The 13,894-nt window shown below is 74.2% G+C and carries 16 protein-coding genes; 8 read left to right on the plus strand and 8 right to left on the minus strand.

Annotation, left to right across the window (positions count from 1 at the left end; translation table 11 throughout):
* Positions 1–18: 18 nt before the first annotated feature.
* From QOZ88_RS15195 to QOZ88_RS15215, 5 genes are all read left to right on the plus strand, one after another.
* The gene (locus tag QOZ88_RS15195) at positions 19–501 is read left to right on the plus strand and encodes an RrF2 family transcriptional regulator (RefSeq protein WP_306000583.1); all 483 of its coding nucleotides are present in this window, start codon (positions 19–21) and stop codon (positions 499–501) included.
* 260 nt (positions 502–761) lie between these two features.
* Positions 762–2,435 (plus strand): nitrite/sulfite reductase, encoded by a 1,674-nt coding sequence (locus QOZ88_RS15200; RefSeq protein ID WP_306000584.1) that lies wholly within the window; start codon positions 762–764, stop codon positions 2,433–2,435.
* The gene (locus QOZ88_RS15205) at positions 2,432–2,593 is read left to right on the plus strand and encodes a hypothetical protein (protein ID WP_306000585.1); all 162 of its coding nucleotides are present in this window, start codon (positions 2,432–2,434) and stop codon (positions 2,591–2,593) included. The genes QOZ88_RS15200 and QOZ88_RS15205 overlap by 4 nt, the downstream gene beginning before the upstream one ends.
* Positions 2,590–3,300 (plus strand): phosphoadenylyl-sulfate reductase, encoded by a 711-nt coding sequence (locus QOZ88_RS15210; RefSeq protein WP_306000586.1) that lies wholly within the window; start codon positions 2,590–2,592, stop codon positions 3,298–3,300. The genes QOZ88_RS15205 and QOZ88_RS15210 overlap by 4 nt, the downstream gene beginning before the upstream one ends.
* Before the next feature lie 67 nt (positions 3,301–3,367).
* The gene (locus QOZ88_RS15215) at positions 3,368–3,667 is read left to right on the plus strand and encodes a 4a-hydroxytetrahydrobiopterin dehydratase (protein WP_306000587.1); all 300 of its coding nucleotides are present in this window, start codon (positions 3,368–3,370) and stop codon (positions 3,665–3,667) included.
* Between the two features lie 77 nt (positions 3,668–3,744).
* Here QOZ88_RS15215 and QOZ88_RS15220 read toward each other — a convergent pair whose 3' ends face one another.
* The 3 genes from QOZ88_RS15220 to QOZ88_RS15230 form a co-directional block, all read right to left on the minus strand.
* On the minus strand, positions 3,745–6,018 hold the full coding sequence (locus QOZ88_RS15220) for a PhoX family protein (RefSeq protein WP_306000588.1): 2,274 nt from the start codon (positions 6,016–6,018) through the stop codon (positions 3,745–3,747).
* Positions 6,019–6,128: 110 nt separating this feature from the next.
* Entirely contained in the window at positions 6,129–6,533 is a 405-nt protein-coding gene (locus QOZ88_RS15225) for a DUF3037 domain-containing protein (protein ID WP_306000589.1), read from the minus strand.
* Complete coding sequence (locus QOZ88_RS15230) at positions 6,530–7,387, minus strand: HipA family kinase (protein ID WP_306000590.1); 858 nt, start codon at positions 7,385–7,387, stop codon at positions 6,530–6,532. Before QOZ88_RS15230 ends, QOZ88_RS15225 begins: the two co-directional genes overlap by 4 nt.
* Positions 7,388–7,527: 140 nt before the next feature.
* Between QOZ88_RS15230 and QOZ88_RS15235 the strand changes: the two genes are divergently transcribed.
* Both QOZ88_RS15235 and QOZ88_RS15240 read left to right on the plus strand, forming a co-directional pair.
* Positions 7,528–7,683, plus strand: coding sequence for a hypothetical protein (locus tag QOZ88_RS15235; protein WP_306000591.1), 156 nt, complete (start codon positions 7,528–7,530; stop codon positions 7,681–7,683).
* Positions 7,684–7,720: 37 nt separating this feature from the next.
* On the plus strand, positions 7,721–8,266 hold the full coding sequence (locus tag QOZ88_RS15240; protein WP_306000592.1) for a DUF1990 family protein: 546 nt from the start codon (positions 7,721–7,723) through the stop codon (positions 8,264–8,266).
* On the opposite strand, the gene QOZ88_RS15245 is transcribed toward QOZ88_RS15240, so the two are convergent.
* The 3 genes from QOZ88_RS15245 to QOZ88_RS15255 are packed head-to-tail and all read right to left on the minus strand — an operon-like array spanning position 8,263 to position 10,791.
* The gene (locus tag QOZ88_RS15245; protein WP_306000593.1) at positions 8,263–9,000 is read right to left on the minus strand and encodes an ABC transporter permease; all 738 of its coding nucleotides are present in this window, start codon (positions 8,998–9,000) and stop codon (positions 8,263–8,265) included. The genes QOZ88_RS15240 and QOZ88_RS15245 overlap by 4 nt on opposite strands.
* An 8-nt stretch (positions 9,001–9,008) precedes the next feature.
* On the minus strand, positions 9,009–9,911 hold the full coding sequence (locus tag QOZ88_RS15250) for an ABC transporter ATP-binding protein (protein ID WP_306000594.1): 903 nt from the start codon (positions 9,909–9,911) through the stop codon (positions 9,009–9,011).
* A gap of 49 nt (positions 9,912–9,960) precedes the next feature.
* Positions 9,961–10,791: a formate/nitrite transporter family protein gene (locus QOZ88_RS15255; protein WP_306000595.1), complete on the minus strand. Its 831-nt coding sequence runs from the start codon at positions 10,789–10,791 to the stop codon at positions 9,961–9,963.
* A 249-nt stretch (positions 10,792–11,040) separates the two neighbouring features.
* Between QOZ88_RS15255 and QOZ88_RS15260 the strand changes: the two genes are divergently transcribed.
* On the plus strand, positions 11,041–12,489 hold the full coding sequence (locus QOZ88_RS15260) for a M1 family metallopeptidase (RefSeq protein ID WP_306000596.1): 1,449 nt from the start codon (positions 11,041–11,043) through the stop codon (positions 12,487–12,489).
* Positions 12,490–12,522: 33 nt separating this feature from the next.
* Here QOZ88_RS15260 and QOZ88_RS15265 read toward each other — a convergent pair whose 3' ends face one another.
* Positions 12,523–13,245: an FAD-binding oxidoreductase gene (locus tag QOZ88_RS15265; RefSeq protein WP_306000597.1), complete on the minus strand. Its 723-nt coding sequence runs from the start codon at positions 13,243–13,245 to the stop codon at positions 12,523–12,525.
* Positions 13,238–13,846 (minus strand): sulfite oxidase-like oxidoreductase, encoded by a 609-nt coding sequence (locus QOZ88_RS15270; protein WP_306000598.1) that lies wholly within the window; start codon positions 13,844–13,846, stop codon positions 13,238–13,240. The genes QOZ88_RS15265 and QOZ88_RS15270 overlap by 8 nt, the downstream gene beginning before the upstream one ends.
* Positions 13,847–13,894 lie beyond the last annotated feature (48 nt).

Genomic DNA, 13,894 nt, shown 5'->3' on the forward strand with positions numbered 1-13,894 from the left:
CTCGCAGATGGCGGCAGTATGGGCAGCGTGCGCATCAACGCCCGGGTCGACTACGCCGTCCGAGCCGTCGTGGAGCTCGCCGCGGCGGCGCCCGGGGCGCTCACCTGCGACCGCATCGCGACCGCCCAGGGCATCCCGAACCGCTTCCTGCAGGCGATCCTCGCCGATCTGCAGCACGCTCGGCTGGTCACCAGCCAGCGCGGCCGGGACGGCGGGTACCGGCTGGCCCTGCCCGCATCGGAGATCTCCATCGCCCGCGTGATGCGGGTCGAGCAGGGCTTCCTGGCCGAGGTGCACGGCCAGCGGCCGGAGGAGGTCACCTACCCGGGCGCCGCCGCCGGGCTGGCCGAGGTCTGGGTCGCCGCCCGCGAGGCCTACCGCCGGGTGCTCGAGGGGGTCACCGTGGCCGACGTCGTCGCCGGGCAGCTCCCCTCGCACGCCGCCGAGCTGGTCGCCATCGACACCGCGTGGCGGTCCTTCAGCGAGCCCGCACCCCGCTGAGCGGCGCCGGGCCCGCCCCCGTCGGGTGAGCTCCGCACCCGGTCGCGCGGGATGTGGGAGGATCGGCGGCATGACGGACCGCGGCAGCCTCCTCGTCGCGCGCCTGCACATCGACCTGGCGCTCGTCTCCAGCGCCGCCTGTCGCGCCCTGCGCTGACCCAGGTCCTCCGCGCAGCTGTCCCGCTGCGCCCCGAACCAGCAGCGCCTCCCACCCCGGCCGGCTGCCGGGCGGTCGGCGAGCGCAGGAAGAAGTACGCCACGTGAGCACCCCCACCCGCACCAGCAACCGGCCGCAACGCGGTCAGGGCCAGTGGGCGCTGGGCTACCGCGAGCCGCTCAACCCCAACGAGCGGATGAAGAAGGACTCCGACGGCCTCGAGGTCCAGCAGCGGATCCTCGACATCTACTCGAAGACCGGCTTCGACGGCATCGACCCGGGTGATCTGCGCGGTCGCATGCGCTGGCTGGGCCTCTACACCCAGCGGGCCCAGGGCATCCCCGGCGGCAAGACCGCCGTGCTGGAGCCCGAGGAGCTCGAGGACTCCTACTTCATGATGCGGGCCCGCATCGACGGCGGGCAGCTGACCAGCGACGCGCTGCGCGTGCTCGGCGGCATCAGCACCGAGTTCGGCCGCGACGTCGCCGACGTCACCGACCGGCAGAACGTCCAGTACCACTGGATCCGCATCGAGGACGTGCCCGAGATCTGGCGCCGGCTGGAGTCGGTGGGCCTCTCCACCATGGAAGCCTGCGGCGACGTGCCGCGCGTCATGCTCGGCTGCCCGCTGGCCGGCATCCTCGAGGACGAGGTGATCGACGCGACCGATGTCATCGCCGACACCGTCACCAAGTACGTGGGCAGCCCCGAGTTCAGCAACCTGCCGCGCAAGTGGAAGACGTCGATGTCCGGCTGCGTCGACCACTGCACCGAGCCCGAGATCGACGACGTCTCGTTCGTCGGCGTCGTCAACGAGGCCGGCGAGGCCGGCTACGACCTCTGGGTCGGCGGCGGGCTCTCCACCAACCCGATGTTCGCCCAGCGGATCGGCGTCTTCGTCCGGCCCGACCAGGTGACCGACGTCTGGGCCGCCTGCACCGCCGTCTTCCGCGACTACGGCTACCGCCGCCAGCGGAACCGGGCCCGGATCAAGTTCCTCATGGCCGACTGGGGCCCGGAGAAGTTCCGGCAGGTGCTCCAGGACGAGTACCTCGAGGAGCAGCTGCCCGACGGCCCGGCCCCCGCCCCCGCCAAGCACGACCAGCGCGACCACGTCGGCGTGAGCAGGCAGAAGGACGGCCGCAACGCCGTCGGGTTCGCGCTGCGCACCGGCCGGATCAGCGGCTCGCTGCTCACCACGATCGCGGACCTCGCCGACGAGTACGCCGAGGGGCGCATCCGGACGACGACGCAGCAGAAACTGGTCATCCTCGACGTCCCGGACGAGAAGGTCGAGGCCCTGGTCGAGGCGCTGGCCGAGCACGACCTGCAGGTGCGCCCGAGCGCCTTCCGCCGGGGGACCATGGCGTGCACCGGGCTGGAGTTCTGCAAGCTGGCGATCGTCGAGACCAAGCAGCACGCGCAGGATCTCTACGCGGAACTCGAGAAGCGGCTGCCCGACTTCGACGTGCCGATCGGCATCAACGTCAACGGCTGCCCGAACAGCTGCGCCCGGTTCCAGACCGCCGACATCGGCTTCAAGGGCTCGATGGTCCGCGACGAGAGCGGCGAGATGGTCGAGGGCTTCCAGGTCCACCTCGGCGGCCACCTCGGCGTGGAGGCCGCCTTCGGCCGCAAGTTCCGCGGCCACAAGGTGACCAAGGCCGAGACCGCCGACTACTGCGAGCGCGTGCTCCGCGGCTTCCTCGACCGCCGGACGCCGGGCGAGTCGTTCGCCCACTACGTGTCCCGGGCGGACGAGGAGTGGCTGCTGTGACCGAGGAGCCGACGTCGGGAAGGGCCCGCCAGCTGCCGGTGTTCCACTGCCCGTACTGCGGCGACGAGGAGCTGACGCCGCACGAGGACGGGTGGCGCTGCGGCGCGTGCCTGCGGGCCTTCTCGGTCCGCCTGATCGCCACGGGGGTGCAGGAATGACCATCGCGCTGCGGCCGACGCCGCTGCTGGCCCAGGCCGCCGACGCGTGGTTCGACGGCATCGCCGACCCGGTCGAGCAGGCGCTCGCCGTGCTCACGTGGGCCGGCGACACCTTCGGCGACGAGTTCGCCATCACCTCGTCCATGGCCGACGGGCTGCTGGCCCACCTGGCCTCGCGGGCGATCCCCGGCGTGCACGTCGTCTTCCTGGACACCGGCTACCACTTCGCCGAGACGATCGGCACCCGCGAGTGGATCTCCTCGGTGCTGCCGATCACGCTGGTCAACGTCCAGCCCGAGCAGACCGTGGCGCAGCAGGACCTCGAGTTCGGCGCCGCGCTGCACGACCGCGACCCCGACCTGTGCTGCTCGCTGCGCAAGGTGCAGCCGCTGGCCCGGACGCTGTCGGGGTACGTCGCCTGGGGGTCGGGCGTCCGGCGGGACGAGTCACCCACCCGTGCGGGCACGAAGATCGTCGACTGGGACGCCAAGCGCGAGATGGTCAAGATCAACCCGATCGCCGCCTGGACGCAGGAGGACGTCGACCGCTACATCGCCGAGCACGCGATCCCGGTCAACCCGTTGTTCGAGATCGGGTACGGCTCGATCGGCTGCGCCCCCTGCACCCGGCCGGTCGCCCAGGGCGAGGACCCGCGCGCCGGGCGCTGGGCGGGCTCCACCAAGACGGAGTGCGGCCTCCACACCTGAAGGACCTCGATCCAGCACGTCACCATGAGCCCTGGAACGAGGCCGTCCCAGGCGTGACACTGGGCCGGTGCCTCGCCCACCGCGTCTGTCCCCCGACGAGCTCGCCGCGGCGCTGCCTGCCCTCCCGCTGTGGTCGGGGGGCGGCGACGGCCTGCGCCGGACCGTCCAGCTCCCGAGCTTCCGCGACGCCGTCGCCGCGATCGTGGCGATCGCCGACGTCGCCGAGGAGATGGACCACCACCCCGACGTCGACCTGCGCTGGCGGACGCTGCACCTGACCCTGGTCAGCCACTCCGCCGGCGGGGTGAGCGAGCTGGACCTCGAACTCGCCCGCCGCATCGACGCCCTGCTTCCCGCCCACCCGTGACCGCGATCATGGCGCGGTGACCGGGGATCGGGGCGATCCCGTGGTCACCGCGCCATGATCGGCGGGTGGGGGCGGCCTCAGCTGCCGACGCGCCCGCCGTCGGTGCGATAGACGACGGCGACGCTCGGCCGCGGGAAGGGCCGGTACGCCTGGAAGTCCGGCCACCTGCTCGACGGGTTCTCCACCGTCGACCCCGTGGTCTCCCCGGGGTGCTGCACGGCGACGAACACCGACCGGGCGTCCCGGGTGATCAGCGGCCCGCTGCACTCCGCACCCAGCGGCACGGTGAGGAACGCCTTGAGGTACCCGCGCTCGGGGCCCTCGGTCGGCACGGCGAACAGCCCGTCGTTGGTCCCGCCGAGGGTGCCGACGGCCTGGTTGCGGACCGACAGCACGTTCCCGTCCGTGGAGATCCACAGGTTGCCGGCGGGGTCGAACTCCAGGTTGTCCGGGCAGGAGATCGCGCTGACCTTGGACCGGTCGTACCCGGCGAAGTACGTGCCCGGGAACTGCGGGTCGCCGCAGACCAGGAAGATCCGCCAGGTGAAGGACGTGCCGCTGGCCGACCCGGTCTCCTCCCACTCGATGACGTGCCCGTTGCGGTTGCCCGGCTGCTGCTCGAAGGTCGCCGGCGTCCCCGCCTCCTCGTCCGCCGGCTCGAAGGCGTACGAGCGGGTGATCGGATTGGCCTCGTCGGCGCCCGGCCGGCCGTTCACCCCGGTGCGGTTGGAGTTGTTGGTCAGGGCCGCGTAGACCCGCCCGTTGACCGGGTTGACCTGGATGTCCTCCGGCCGGTCCATCTTGGTCGGCACCAGCGCGGCGTCGACGACGACCGGGTTCGCCGGGTCGGGGAAGTCACCGTTGGCGTCGAGCTGCTTGCCGAGGCGGTCGGCGGCCAGGCGGGTGAAGGTGAGCACCCAGGCGACGTCCTTGCCCGGGATCATCGCCCGGCCGTCCTCCACCAGCGGGATCCACTCGCCGTAACCGTCCAACTCGCCGTCTGCGGGCAGCTCGCCGCTGCCGTCGATCTCCCCCGTCGGGGAGTCGCCGACGAAGCGGGCGACGTAGAGGTCGCCGTCCTCGAGCAGCGTCAGGTTGTGCGCCCGCGAGGCGCTGTCGGTGCCCGGCCGGTAGGTCTTCCGCGAGACGAACTTGTAGATGTAGTCGAACCGCTCGTCGTCACCGGAGTAGGCGACGACGCGGCCGTCCTCGGCGATCTGCACGTTCGCGCCCTCGTGCTTGAACCGGCCGAGCGCGGTGCGCTTCTTGGGCGTCGAGGTCGGGTCGTAGGGGTCAACCTCGACGACCCAGCCGAAGCGGTTGACCTCGTTGGGCTCGCGGGCCAGGTCGAAGCGCGGGTCGACCTCGTCCCAGCGCCGGCCCGGCGGCCGCGTCGTCGAGACGCCGTAGCGCGCCAGCCGGGGTTCCTTCGCGCTCTCGGTGATCGGCGTCGCCGTGCCGAAGTACTGGTTGAAGTTCTCCTCGCCGTGCAGCGTGGTGCCCCACGGGGTCATCCCGCCCGCGCAGTTGTTCAGCGTGCCGAGGACGGTGCGCCCCCGGGGGTCGGCGCTGGTCCGCAGGTAGGGCGACCCGGCGGCGGGGCCGGTGAGCTCCATCGGGGTGTCGGTGGTGATGCGGCGGTTGCGCCGGCCGTTGCGGACCGGGCGCCACTCGCCGGTCTTCCCGTGCCGCTGCACCTCCACGACGGAGATGCCGTGGGCCATCATCGCGATGCGCTTCTGCTCCGGCGTCGTCGGCGCGGACTCGCCGGCGACCCCGGCGAACATCAGCTGCTCGTTGGTGTACTCGTGGTTGACCACGAGCAGCGCCTGCCGGTCGCGGTCGTCCAGCGGCAGGAAGCCGATGTAGTCGCAGTTGTAGCCGAACTGCATGGCCTGCGCCTCGGGGGTCTGCCGGTCGATGCGGAACGGCGGGGCGCCGGGCAGCACCGGATCTCCCCAGCGCATGACCACGGAGTACCGGTAGCCGTTCGCGGTGACCAGCTCGTCGAGGAAGTTCTGCTCGACCGGCTGGAACGTCAGGTCGCTCCCCGGGGCGCGGGTGACGCCGCCACCGGTCGGCACCGGCTGCCGCTCCCGGGCGGCCGCGGACGCGACCGGCCCGGCGGCGACCAGCAGCGCGCTCGCGCCGGCGGCCTTCAGCACGTTCCGGCGGCTGAAGGCGGTCTCGACGACCTCGGCGAACGTCGGGTTGCCGGTCTGGTTCGGGACGGCGGCGTCGCAGGCGTTGCCGCACTTGTAGTAGCAGGTGACGTGGCTGCGGCTGCCGTGGCGGATGCCGGTCAGCAGCGGCAGGAGCGCGCGGGTGCGCGGCGTGGAGATGTCGGTCATCGGTCCCTCTGGTCGCGAGGAGGTGGGGGCCCTCGCACCCAAACCGGCCGGGACGACGCACCGGTGGCAGCACGGTGAACGACCGGCGACCAGTCGGACACCGATCGCGGTCAGCCGGCGACGGGCAGCACCAGCAGCTCCAGGAGGCGGTCGGCCTCGGCGTCGGGGTCGGCCGTGAGCCCGGTGTGCACCGGCCCCGGCTGGACGACGGTGCTCCGCGGCGCGGTGAGCCAGCGGAACCGCGATCCGAGCGCTTCCCGCCCCGCGGCGCCGGCGACCGGGTCGGCCGCGCAGACGTCCGCGGCCGCCTGCAGCGCCCGGCCGATGGCCGCCGGATCGGCGGTGGGGTCGAGCGCGTGGAGACGGTCGACGTCCAGGTGCAGCCGGGAACCCAGGTAGTCGCGCTGCCGGCAGTAGACGATCACGCCCGCGTTGAGCAGCTCGCCCCGCTCCACGCGCGGTACCACCCGCAGCACCGCGTACTCGAAGACGTCCCTCGATGTCGTCGTCCTCACCGCTGGCTGATCCCCTCGGGCGGCGGGGGGCCCAGCCACGCGGGCCGGTTCTCCCCGCGCGGCGGCCGCCGGCGGCCCGCTCCCCCGGCGGCGGCCGCGGCGACCACACCGGGCAGCCACGCCGTGCGGGCGCCGAGCCGGGCGAGCAGCTGGTCGGCGTACCGGCCGCGGACCGCATCGGGCGCGGCCCCGGCCGCGGGGTCGTCGAGCCACTCGTCGGGCACCTGGGCGAGCACCCGGTCCAGCAGGTCCCGGGTGATCCGGGGCGCCAGCGCCGCGTCGGCCGCCGCCACGTCGGGGGTGCACTCGACCAGGGCGTGCGCCGAGGCGTCGTAGGCCCGCTCGACGGCCGCCGCTGCCCCGGGCCAGTGGTGGTGGAAGGTGAGGGCCGCGCCGTGGTCGATGAGCTGCAGCCGCCCGTGCCAGAACAGCATGTTCGGGTTGCGCCACGAGCGGTCGACGTTGCCGATCAGCGCGTCGAACCACAGCACCCGGCCGGCGAGCTCGGGATCGACCCCGTCGGCGCCCGCCTCGAAGTCCAGCGCCCCCGGCAGGTAGTCCAGCCCCAGGTTGCGCCCGGCCGAGCGCTGCAGCAGCTCCTGCACCTCGTGGTCGGGCTCCCCCACGGCGAGCTCGGGGACGACGTCGACGGTGACCAGCGCGGGCACCGGCAGCCCCAGCGCGCGGGCGAGCTCGGCGCAGACGACCTCGGCCACCAGCACCTTCACGCCCTGGCCGGCCCCCCGCCACTTCACCACGTACGTGCCCAGGTCGTCGGCCTCCATGAGCCCGGGCAGCGAGCCACCCTCGCGCAGCGGGGTGACGTAGCGGGTGGCGGTGACCGAGGGCAGCACAGTGCGGTCAACCTAGCCCGACGGCACGTCCGCCGGCGGCAGCGCCACCCGACGGGGGGACGGCCCGGCCCACCCCCGCTCGAGGACGCGGCGGCGCCGGTCCACGTCCCGCGCGACGACGCCGACCGGAGGAGGTGCGCGTGGCCCCGTCCGCACCGCCGGCTGCCATCGGTGCCCTGCGCGCCCGCGTCCTGCGCGAGGCGGTCGCGGTGCCGGCCCGCCCGGTGCCGGGCGCGGACGTCCCGGCCTCCGTCGTCGCCCTGCACCGGCGGCTCGCCGCCCCGCACGTGGTCTGACCGCGCCGCGACCGCCCGCGGCCGGGAGACTGGCCGCGTGGGACTGCTGCGCGCGCTCGGCCCGGCCGGGCTCGCCGACGCCCCGTTCACGTACGCCGAGGTGGGGGCGACGGCGGATGCCGAGCTGCCCGCCGGCTACCACGGGGCCGAGCACTCGGCGGTGGTGGGCACCGGGCGGGCCGCGTTCGAGCGTGCCGCCGGTGCGGTCCTGGACTGGCGGGTGCAGCGCGCCGCGGGGCTGCGGGTGCGGGCGACGGGTCCGGCCGGCACCCCCGGCACGGTCGTCGTCCTGACGGCGGGCCTGCCCCGGCTCGGCTACGACATCCCCTGCCGCGTGGTCTGGGCCAGCACCGGGGGCGACGAGCGGGGCTTCGCCTACGGCACCCTCCCGGGCCACCCCGAGAGCGGCGAGGAGCGGTTCGCCGTGCGGCTGACCGCGTCGGGCGAGGTCGTGTTCACCCTGCGCGTGTTCTTCCGGCTCGCGTCACCGGCCGCCCGGCTCGCGGGCCCGCTCTCCCTGGCCCTCCAGCGGCTGGCCACCGCCCGCTACGTGGCGGCGGTGCGCCGGGCCGCCCGGGGCTAGACGTCCCGGCGCACCAGCACCAGGAGGCCGAGGAGCCAGGCCGCCAGCGCCCAGCAGCCGGCCACCAGCAGCCCGGTCTGCCAGGAGGTGGCGACCGACAGGAAGGCGTCCTCCCCCACCCGGAACGCCGGCAGCCGGCGCGAGATCCGCAGGCTGAGCTCGGTGCCGGCGATCGCCAGCACCGGCGGGAGCACGAGCACGAGGGCGAGGACGGCGCCGAGCGCCCCGGCCGTCGAGCGCAGCAGCGCCGCGGCGCCGACCGCCAGCACCCCGGTCAGCGCCGCCCCGGCGACCTGCAGCCACAGCTGGCGCAGCACGTCGGCGTCGGTGGGCGGGATGCCACCCGGCACGGCGGTGAGCCGGGTGGCGGCAAGCAGGCAGCCGGCGGCCACGAGTGCGGTGAGCAGCACGCTCCAGCCGACGACGACGACGGTCTTGGCCAGCAGCAGCCGGCCGCGCCGCGGGACCGCGGTGAAGGTGGCCAGGGCCAGACCGGTGCGGAATTCGCTGCTGACCACCAGCACGGCCAGGACCACCAGCGGCACCGGCCCGAAGCCGAACCCGGTGAGCGCGGAGCTGACCGCGAGGTCCGCCCGCGGGGCCGACTGCGTCGTCGCCGCCGCGAGCCAGCCCGCGCCGCCGGCCAGCAGCACGAAGAGCACCGAGCACCACCACGTGGAGCGCGTCGCCCGCAGCTTGGTCCACTCGCTGCCCAGCACCGCCCGGAACGGCACGCCACCTCTCACGGGGCCACCGCCCGGTACTCCACGTCGTCCCCGGTCAGCGCCAGGTAGGCCTCCTCCAGGGAGCCGGCGACCGGGCTGAGCTCGTGCAGCCGGACGCCGATCTCGTGCGCGAGGTCGCCGACGTCGGCCGCGGCCAGCCCGTCGATGCGCAGCGCCCCGTCGATCTCCAGCTCGACGTGCCCACCGGCGCGCTGCACGGCCGACGCCAGCAGGGGCGCCTGCGGGCTGCGCACCCGGACCGCGGCGTACGCGCCGAGGAGCTCGGCCATCGGGACGTCGGCGAGCAGCCGGCCCCGGCCGAGGACGACGAGGTGGTCGGCGGTGTCCTGCATCTCGCTCATCAGGTGGCTGGACACCAGCACGGTGCGCCCCTCGTCGGCCAGGTCGCGCAGCAGCCCGCGCACCCAGCGGATGCCCTCCGGGTCCAGCCCGTTGACCGGCTCGTCGAGCAGCAGCACCTCCGGGTCGCCGAGCAGCGCCCCGGCGATCCCCAGCCGCTGCGCCATGCCCAGGGAGAAGCCGCGCACCCGCTCGTGGGCCACCGGGGCGAGACCGACCAGCTCGACGACGTCGTCCACCCGGTGCGGCGGGAGCGCGTTGCTGCGCGCCAACGTCAGCAGGTGGGCGTGCGCGGTGCGCCCTGGATGGCGGGCGCGCGGGTCCACCAGCGCGCCGACCTCCCGCACCGGGTGGGCGAGGTCGCGGTACGCGCGGCCGAGCACCGTCGCCGTCCCCGCGGTGGGCCGGGCCAGCCCGAGGATGCAGCGCATCGTGGTCGTCTTGCCCGAACCGTTGGGGCCGAGGAAGCCGGTGACCCGGCCGGGCTCGACGGTGACGGTGAGCCGGTCGACGGCCAGCCGGGCGCGGTACCGCTTGGTCAGGCCGCGGAGCTCGATCACGCGCGCCAGGATGGCCGACGCCCGCCGCGCACCCGGTGGCGGCGCGCCCCTACTCCTCCCGCCGGGCCGCGGCGCGCTCGCGCTCGATGAGCTCCTTGCTCCGGACCAGCCGCGTCAAGGTCACGACGACGAGGCCGCCGATCAGGTTGAACAGCGCCGTGTACCAGAACCACGCCAACCAGTCGAGGTAGCCGAAGGGCGCGCCGGCGTGGAGGGCGGCGAAGGCCAGCAGCGACTCGACGATGGAGTGGAACAGCTGCAGGCCACCGATCAGGAAGCCACCGACGACCGCCGCCACCACCTTCGCGACATCGGACGTGGTGCCGTGCTGCATCCGCGTCATCAGGGTCATGACCATGCCGGCGAGGACGGCGAGCGAGATCGACTGCAGGTTCAGCGGGGAGTCGACGAAGTGCACCGCCTGCTCGGTCGCCGTGGAGCGGAGGTCGGGCAGCGCACGGACGACCAGCCAGGTGACCAGCCAGCCACCGACGAGGTTGGCCACCAGGGTGCCGCCCCAGACCTTGCCGAGCTGCCGGACGCTGGCCCGCCCCGCCGCGACCGCCGTCACGGGTACGAGGAATCCCTCGGTGAACAGCTCGCTGCGCCCGAGCACGAGGGCGATGAAGCCGGTGCTGAAGGCCAGGCCGGCCAGCAGGTGGCTGCCGGTCGCCGCATACACCGCGAGCAGCGCGAGCAGCCCGGTGGCCACCTCGAAGCCGCCGGCCAGACCGGTGGCCAGCACCTCGCGCCAGGTGCGGTGCAGCCGCTGCGCGCCTTCGCTGACGATCCGGTCGAACGCCTCGGTGACCTCGTCCTCGGCCGGGGCGTCGGTGTCCCCCAGCTCGGTGCGTGCGCGTTCGGCGTCCTGGTCCTCCACCGCACCTCCTCCACCTCCGGGGCACCGGGACCGGGGAACGGGCGGCACGTCCTCCGGCGCCCTCTACCCGGACTGCCTCGGGCCACACCGCCCGGGTTCGGGTCGCAGCCCGCGACGGGGCATGTCCTCCGGGTGGCCCCACGCGGGGCGGCCGCCGCACCGGGTCCCGCGGGACGAACGAGCCCGCCCCGGGCCGTTAGCGTCACCGTCCCCGCGCAGGAGATCGCGCGACGGTTCGGAGGAGCGGCCATGTCCCGGAAACTCTCGCTGCTGACCGCAACGACGGTGGTGGTGCTCGGCCTGAGCCCCGGGATGGCGCTGGCCGAGGAACGGCCCGCGCCCGGCGCACCCGGCATCGGGGACCCCTACTTCCCCCTCGACGGCAACGGCGGGTACGACGTCCTGCACTACGACCTGGACGTCCGCTACGACCCGGCCACCGACGTGCTCGACGGCGTCGCGACGATCACCGCACGAGCCCTGCAGGACCTCTCCGGCTTCAACCTCGACCTGGAGGGGATGGAGGTCCGCTCCGTGCGGGTGGGCTCCGCCGAGGCGACCTGGGCGCGCGAGGGCGGCGAGCTGGTGATCACCCCGGCCAAGCCGCTGCGCGCCGGGCAGCGGTTCGCCGCCACGGTCACCTACGACGGGGTCCCGCAGACCCTCACCGACGCGCTGGGGACCTCCGGCTTCATGCACACCGACGACGGCGCGATCGTCGCCGGCCAACCCGACGGGGCGGCCACCTGGTTCCCGGCCAACGACCACCCCCGCGACGCCGCCTCGGTGGACGTGCGGGCGACCGTGCCGGCGGGGCTGGAGGCCGTCTCCAACGGCGTCCTCCGCGGTAGCCGCACCGCGGACGGGTGGACCACGTGGGAATGGCGGGCACGGGAGCCGATGGCCACCTACCTGGTGACGCTGGCGATCGGCGAGTTCGACCTGCGCGAGTACCGGGCCGGCGGCATCCGGTTCTGGGACGCGCTCGACCCCGACCTGTTCACCCTCGACCTCGACCCGGAGACGGAAGGGCCCTCCGCCGGCGAGGTGGCCGAGGCGTCGCTGGCCCGGCAGCCGGAGATCATCGACTTCCTCTCGGGCGTCTTCGGCAGCCGCTACCCGTTCCGCGCCGCCGGCGGCATCGTCGACGATCACCCGGAGTTCCAGTTCGCGCTCGAGACGCAGACGAGGCCGATCTACGCGTCGGTGTTCTTCACCGACCCGGTGAGCGGCGACCTCGTGGTGGTGCACGAACTGGCGCACCAGTGGATCGGCGACCTGCTGCGCATCGACGAGTGGCGGCACATCTGGCTCAACGAGGGCTTCGCGACCTACGCCGAGTGGCTCTGGCTCGAGCGGGAGGGGCTGCAGACTCCGCAGGAGGTGTTCGACAACATCGCCGCCGACGCCCCGCCGGAGTTCTGGGACCTCACCATCGGCGACCCGGGGCCGGCCACCGAGGACCTGTTCGACATCGCGGTCTACTACCGCGGCGCGATGACCCTCCAGGCGCTGCGGAACGAGGTGGGCGACGAGGCCTTCTTCGCGATCATCGAGCAGTGGGTGGCGTCGCAGGCCGGCGGCACCGTCTCCACCGAGGAGTTCGTCGCGCTCGCGGAGAAGGTGTCGGGGCAGCAGCTGGACGAGCTCTTCCAGCGGTGGCTGTTCACCCCGGGCAACCCGACCGCGGCCGGTTGACGGTCCGGGGCGGCCGAGGGCCCCGCGGGGTCCTCAGCCGCTCGGGCCGAACTGCTCCACCCGGATGGCCGCAGCCGGGGTCCCCAGGGTCTCCAGCAGCCTGGTGGCCGCCCCCGCGAACGCCGCCGAGCCGCACACGTACGCCGTCTGCCCCGGCTCCCACAGCGGCACCAGGTCCGCGGCGGTGAGCCGGCCGGCTGGGCGGATGCCGCGCGGCTCCCGGGTGGTGACCACCATGGCGCCGGCGGCGAGCAGCTCGTCGGCGTAGGGCAGCTGCTCCATGGTCCGCACGCTGACGGCGCAGCGGAGCAGGTCGGTGCGCCCCAGCGACCGCGCGGTGCGCAGCATCGAGACGAAGGGCACGACGCCGCTGCCGCCGGCGACCAGCAGCGCCGGGCTCCCGGTGTCCCAGACGAACCAGCCCCCGATCGGCCCGCGCACCTCGAGGACGTCGCCGGGCTCGACCACGTCGGCCAGGTGGGTGGACACCTCGCCGTCGTCCAGCCGCTCCACGAACAGCTCCAGCAGCGGGTCACCCGGCGCCGAGGCCACCGAGTAGGACCGCTGCGCCGTGTAGCCGTCGGGGGCGGTCAGCCGCACCACGTAGTGCTGGCCGGGCAGGTGGTCGACCCGGTGGGCGACGTCGAGCCGCAGCTGCACCGAGCGGGGCACCGGACGGCGGACGCCGGCGACGGCGGCCGTGCGCCATCCGCCGGTGGGCGCGTCGGCGACCCCCGGCCCCAGCGGTTCAGTCACCCTGGTACCGCTGCTGGCGCCACGGGTCGCCCCGGTCGTGGTAGCCGTTCTGCTCCCAGAAGCCGGGCTGGTCGCGCCGGAGCAGCGTGAGCTTGCTGATCCACTTGGCGCTCTTCCAGAAGTACAGGTGGGGCACCAGCAGCCGCACCGGACCACCGTGCTCCGGGGTGAGCGGACGGCCGTCGAAGTCCCAGACCAGCCAGGCCCGGCCCCCGGTGACGTCAGCCAGCGGCAGGTTGGTGGTGTAGCCGGTCTTCGACGTCGCCATGACGAACTGCGCCTCGGCGGTCGGCCGGGCGGCATCGAGCAGCGTGTCGACGGAGACTCCCGAGAAGCGGGTGTCGAACTTCGACCACGTCGTGACGCAGTGGATGTCGCCGCGGTACTCCGAGGGGGGCAGCCGGTGGACGTCGTCCCACGACCAGGTCGTGGGCTGCTCCACCTGCCCGTCGACGGTGATGCTCCACGTCTCCGGGGTGATGCGCGGGGTCGGCTCGGCGGTGAGCACGGGCCAGTCGGCGCCGACGTCGTACTGACCGGGGGGCAGGCGCGGGTCGCGCTCGCGGCGACGGCCGAGGAAGCCGCGGGTGGGGGTGGGCACGTGCACAGCCTGCCCGGTCGGGGGGCGGCGTGACCACCGGCCCGCGCG

Source organism: Blastococcus carthaginiensis (assembly GCF_030731085.1).
GTDB classification, from domain to species: Bacteria; Actinomycetota; Actinomycetes; order Mycobacteriales; family Geodermatophilaceae; genus Blastococcus; species Blastococcus carthaginiensis.

Excerpts from the sequence above, each read along its gene's own strand:
- QOZ88_RS15210 (WP_306000586.1), top strand. The coding sequence starts at position 2,590 with ATGACCATCGCGCTGCGGCCGACGCCGCTGCTGGCCCAGGCCGCCGAC.
- QOZ88_RS15220 (WP_306000588.1), bottom strand. The coding sequence starts at position 6,018 with ATGACCGACATCTCCACGCCGCGCACCCGCGCGCTCCTGCCGCTGCTG.
- QOZ88_RS15195 (WP_306000583.1), top strand. The coding sequence starts at position 19 with ATGGGCAGCGTGCGCATCAACGCCCGGGTCGACTACGCCGTCCGAGCC.
- QOZ88_RS15260 (WP_306000596.1), top strand. The coding sequence starts at position 11,041 with ATGTCCCGGAAACTCTCGCTGCTGACCGCAACGACGGTGGTGGTGCTC.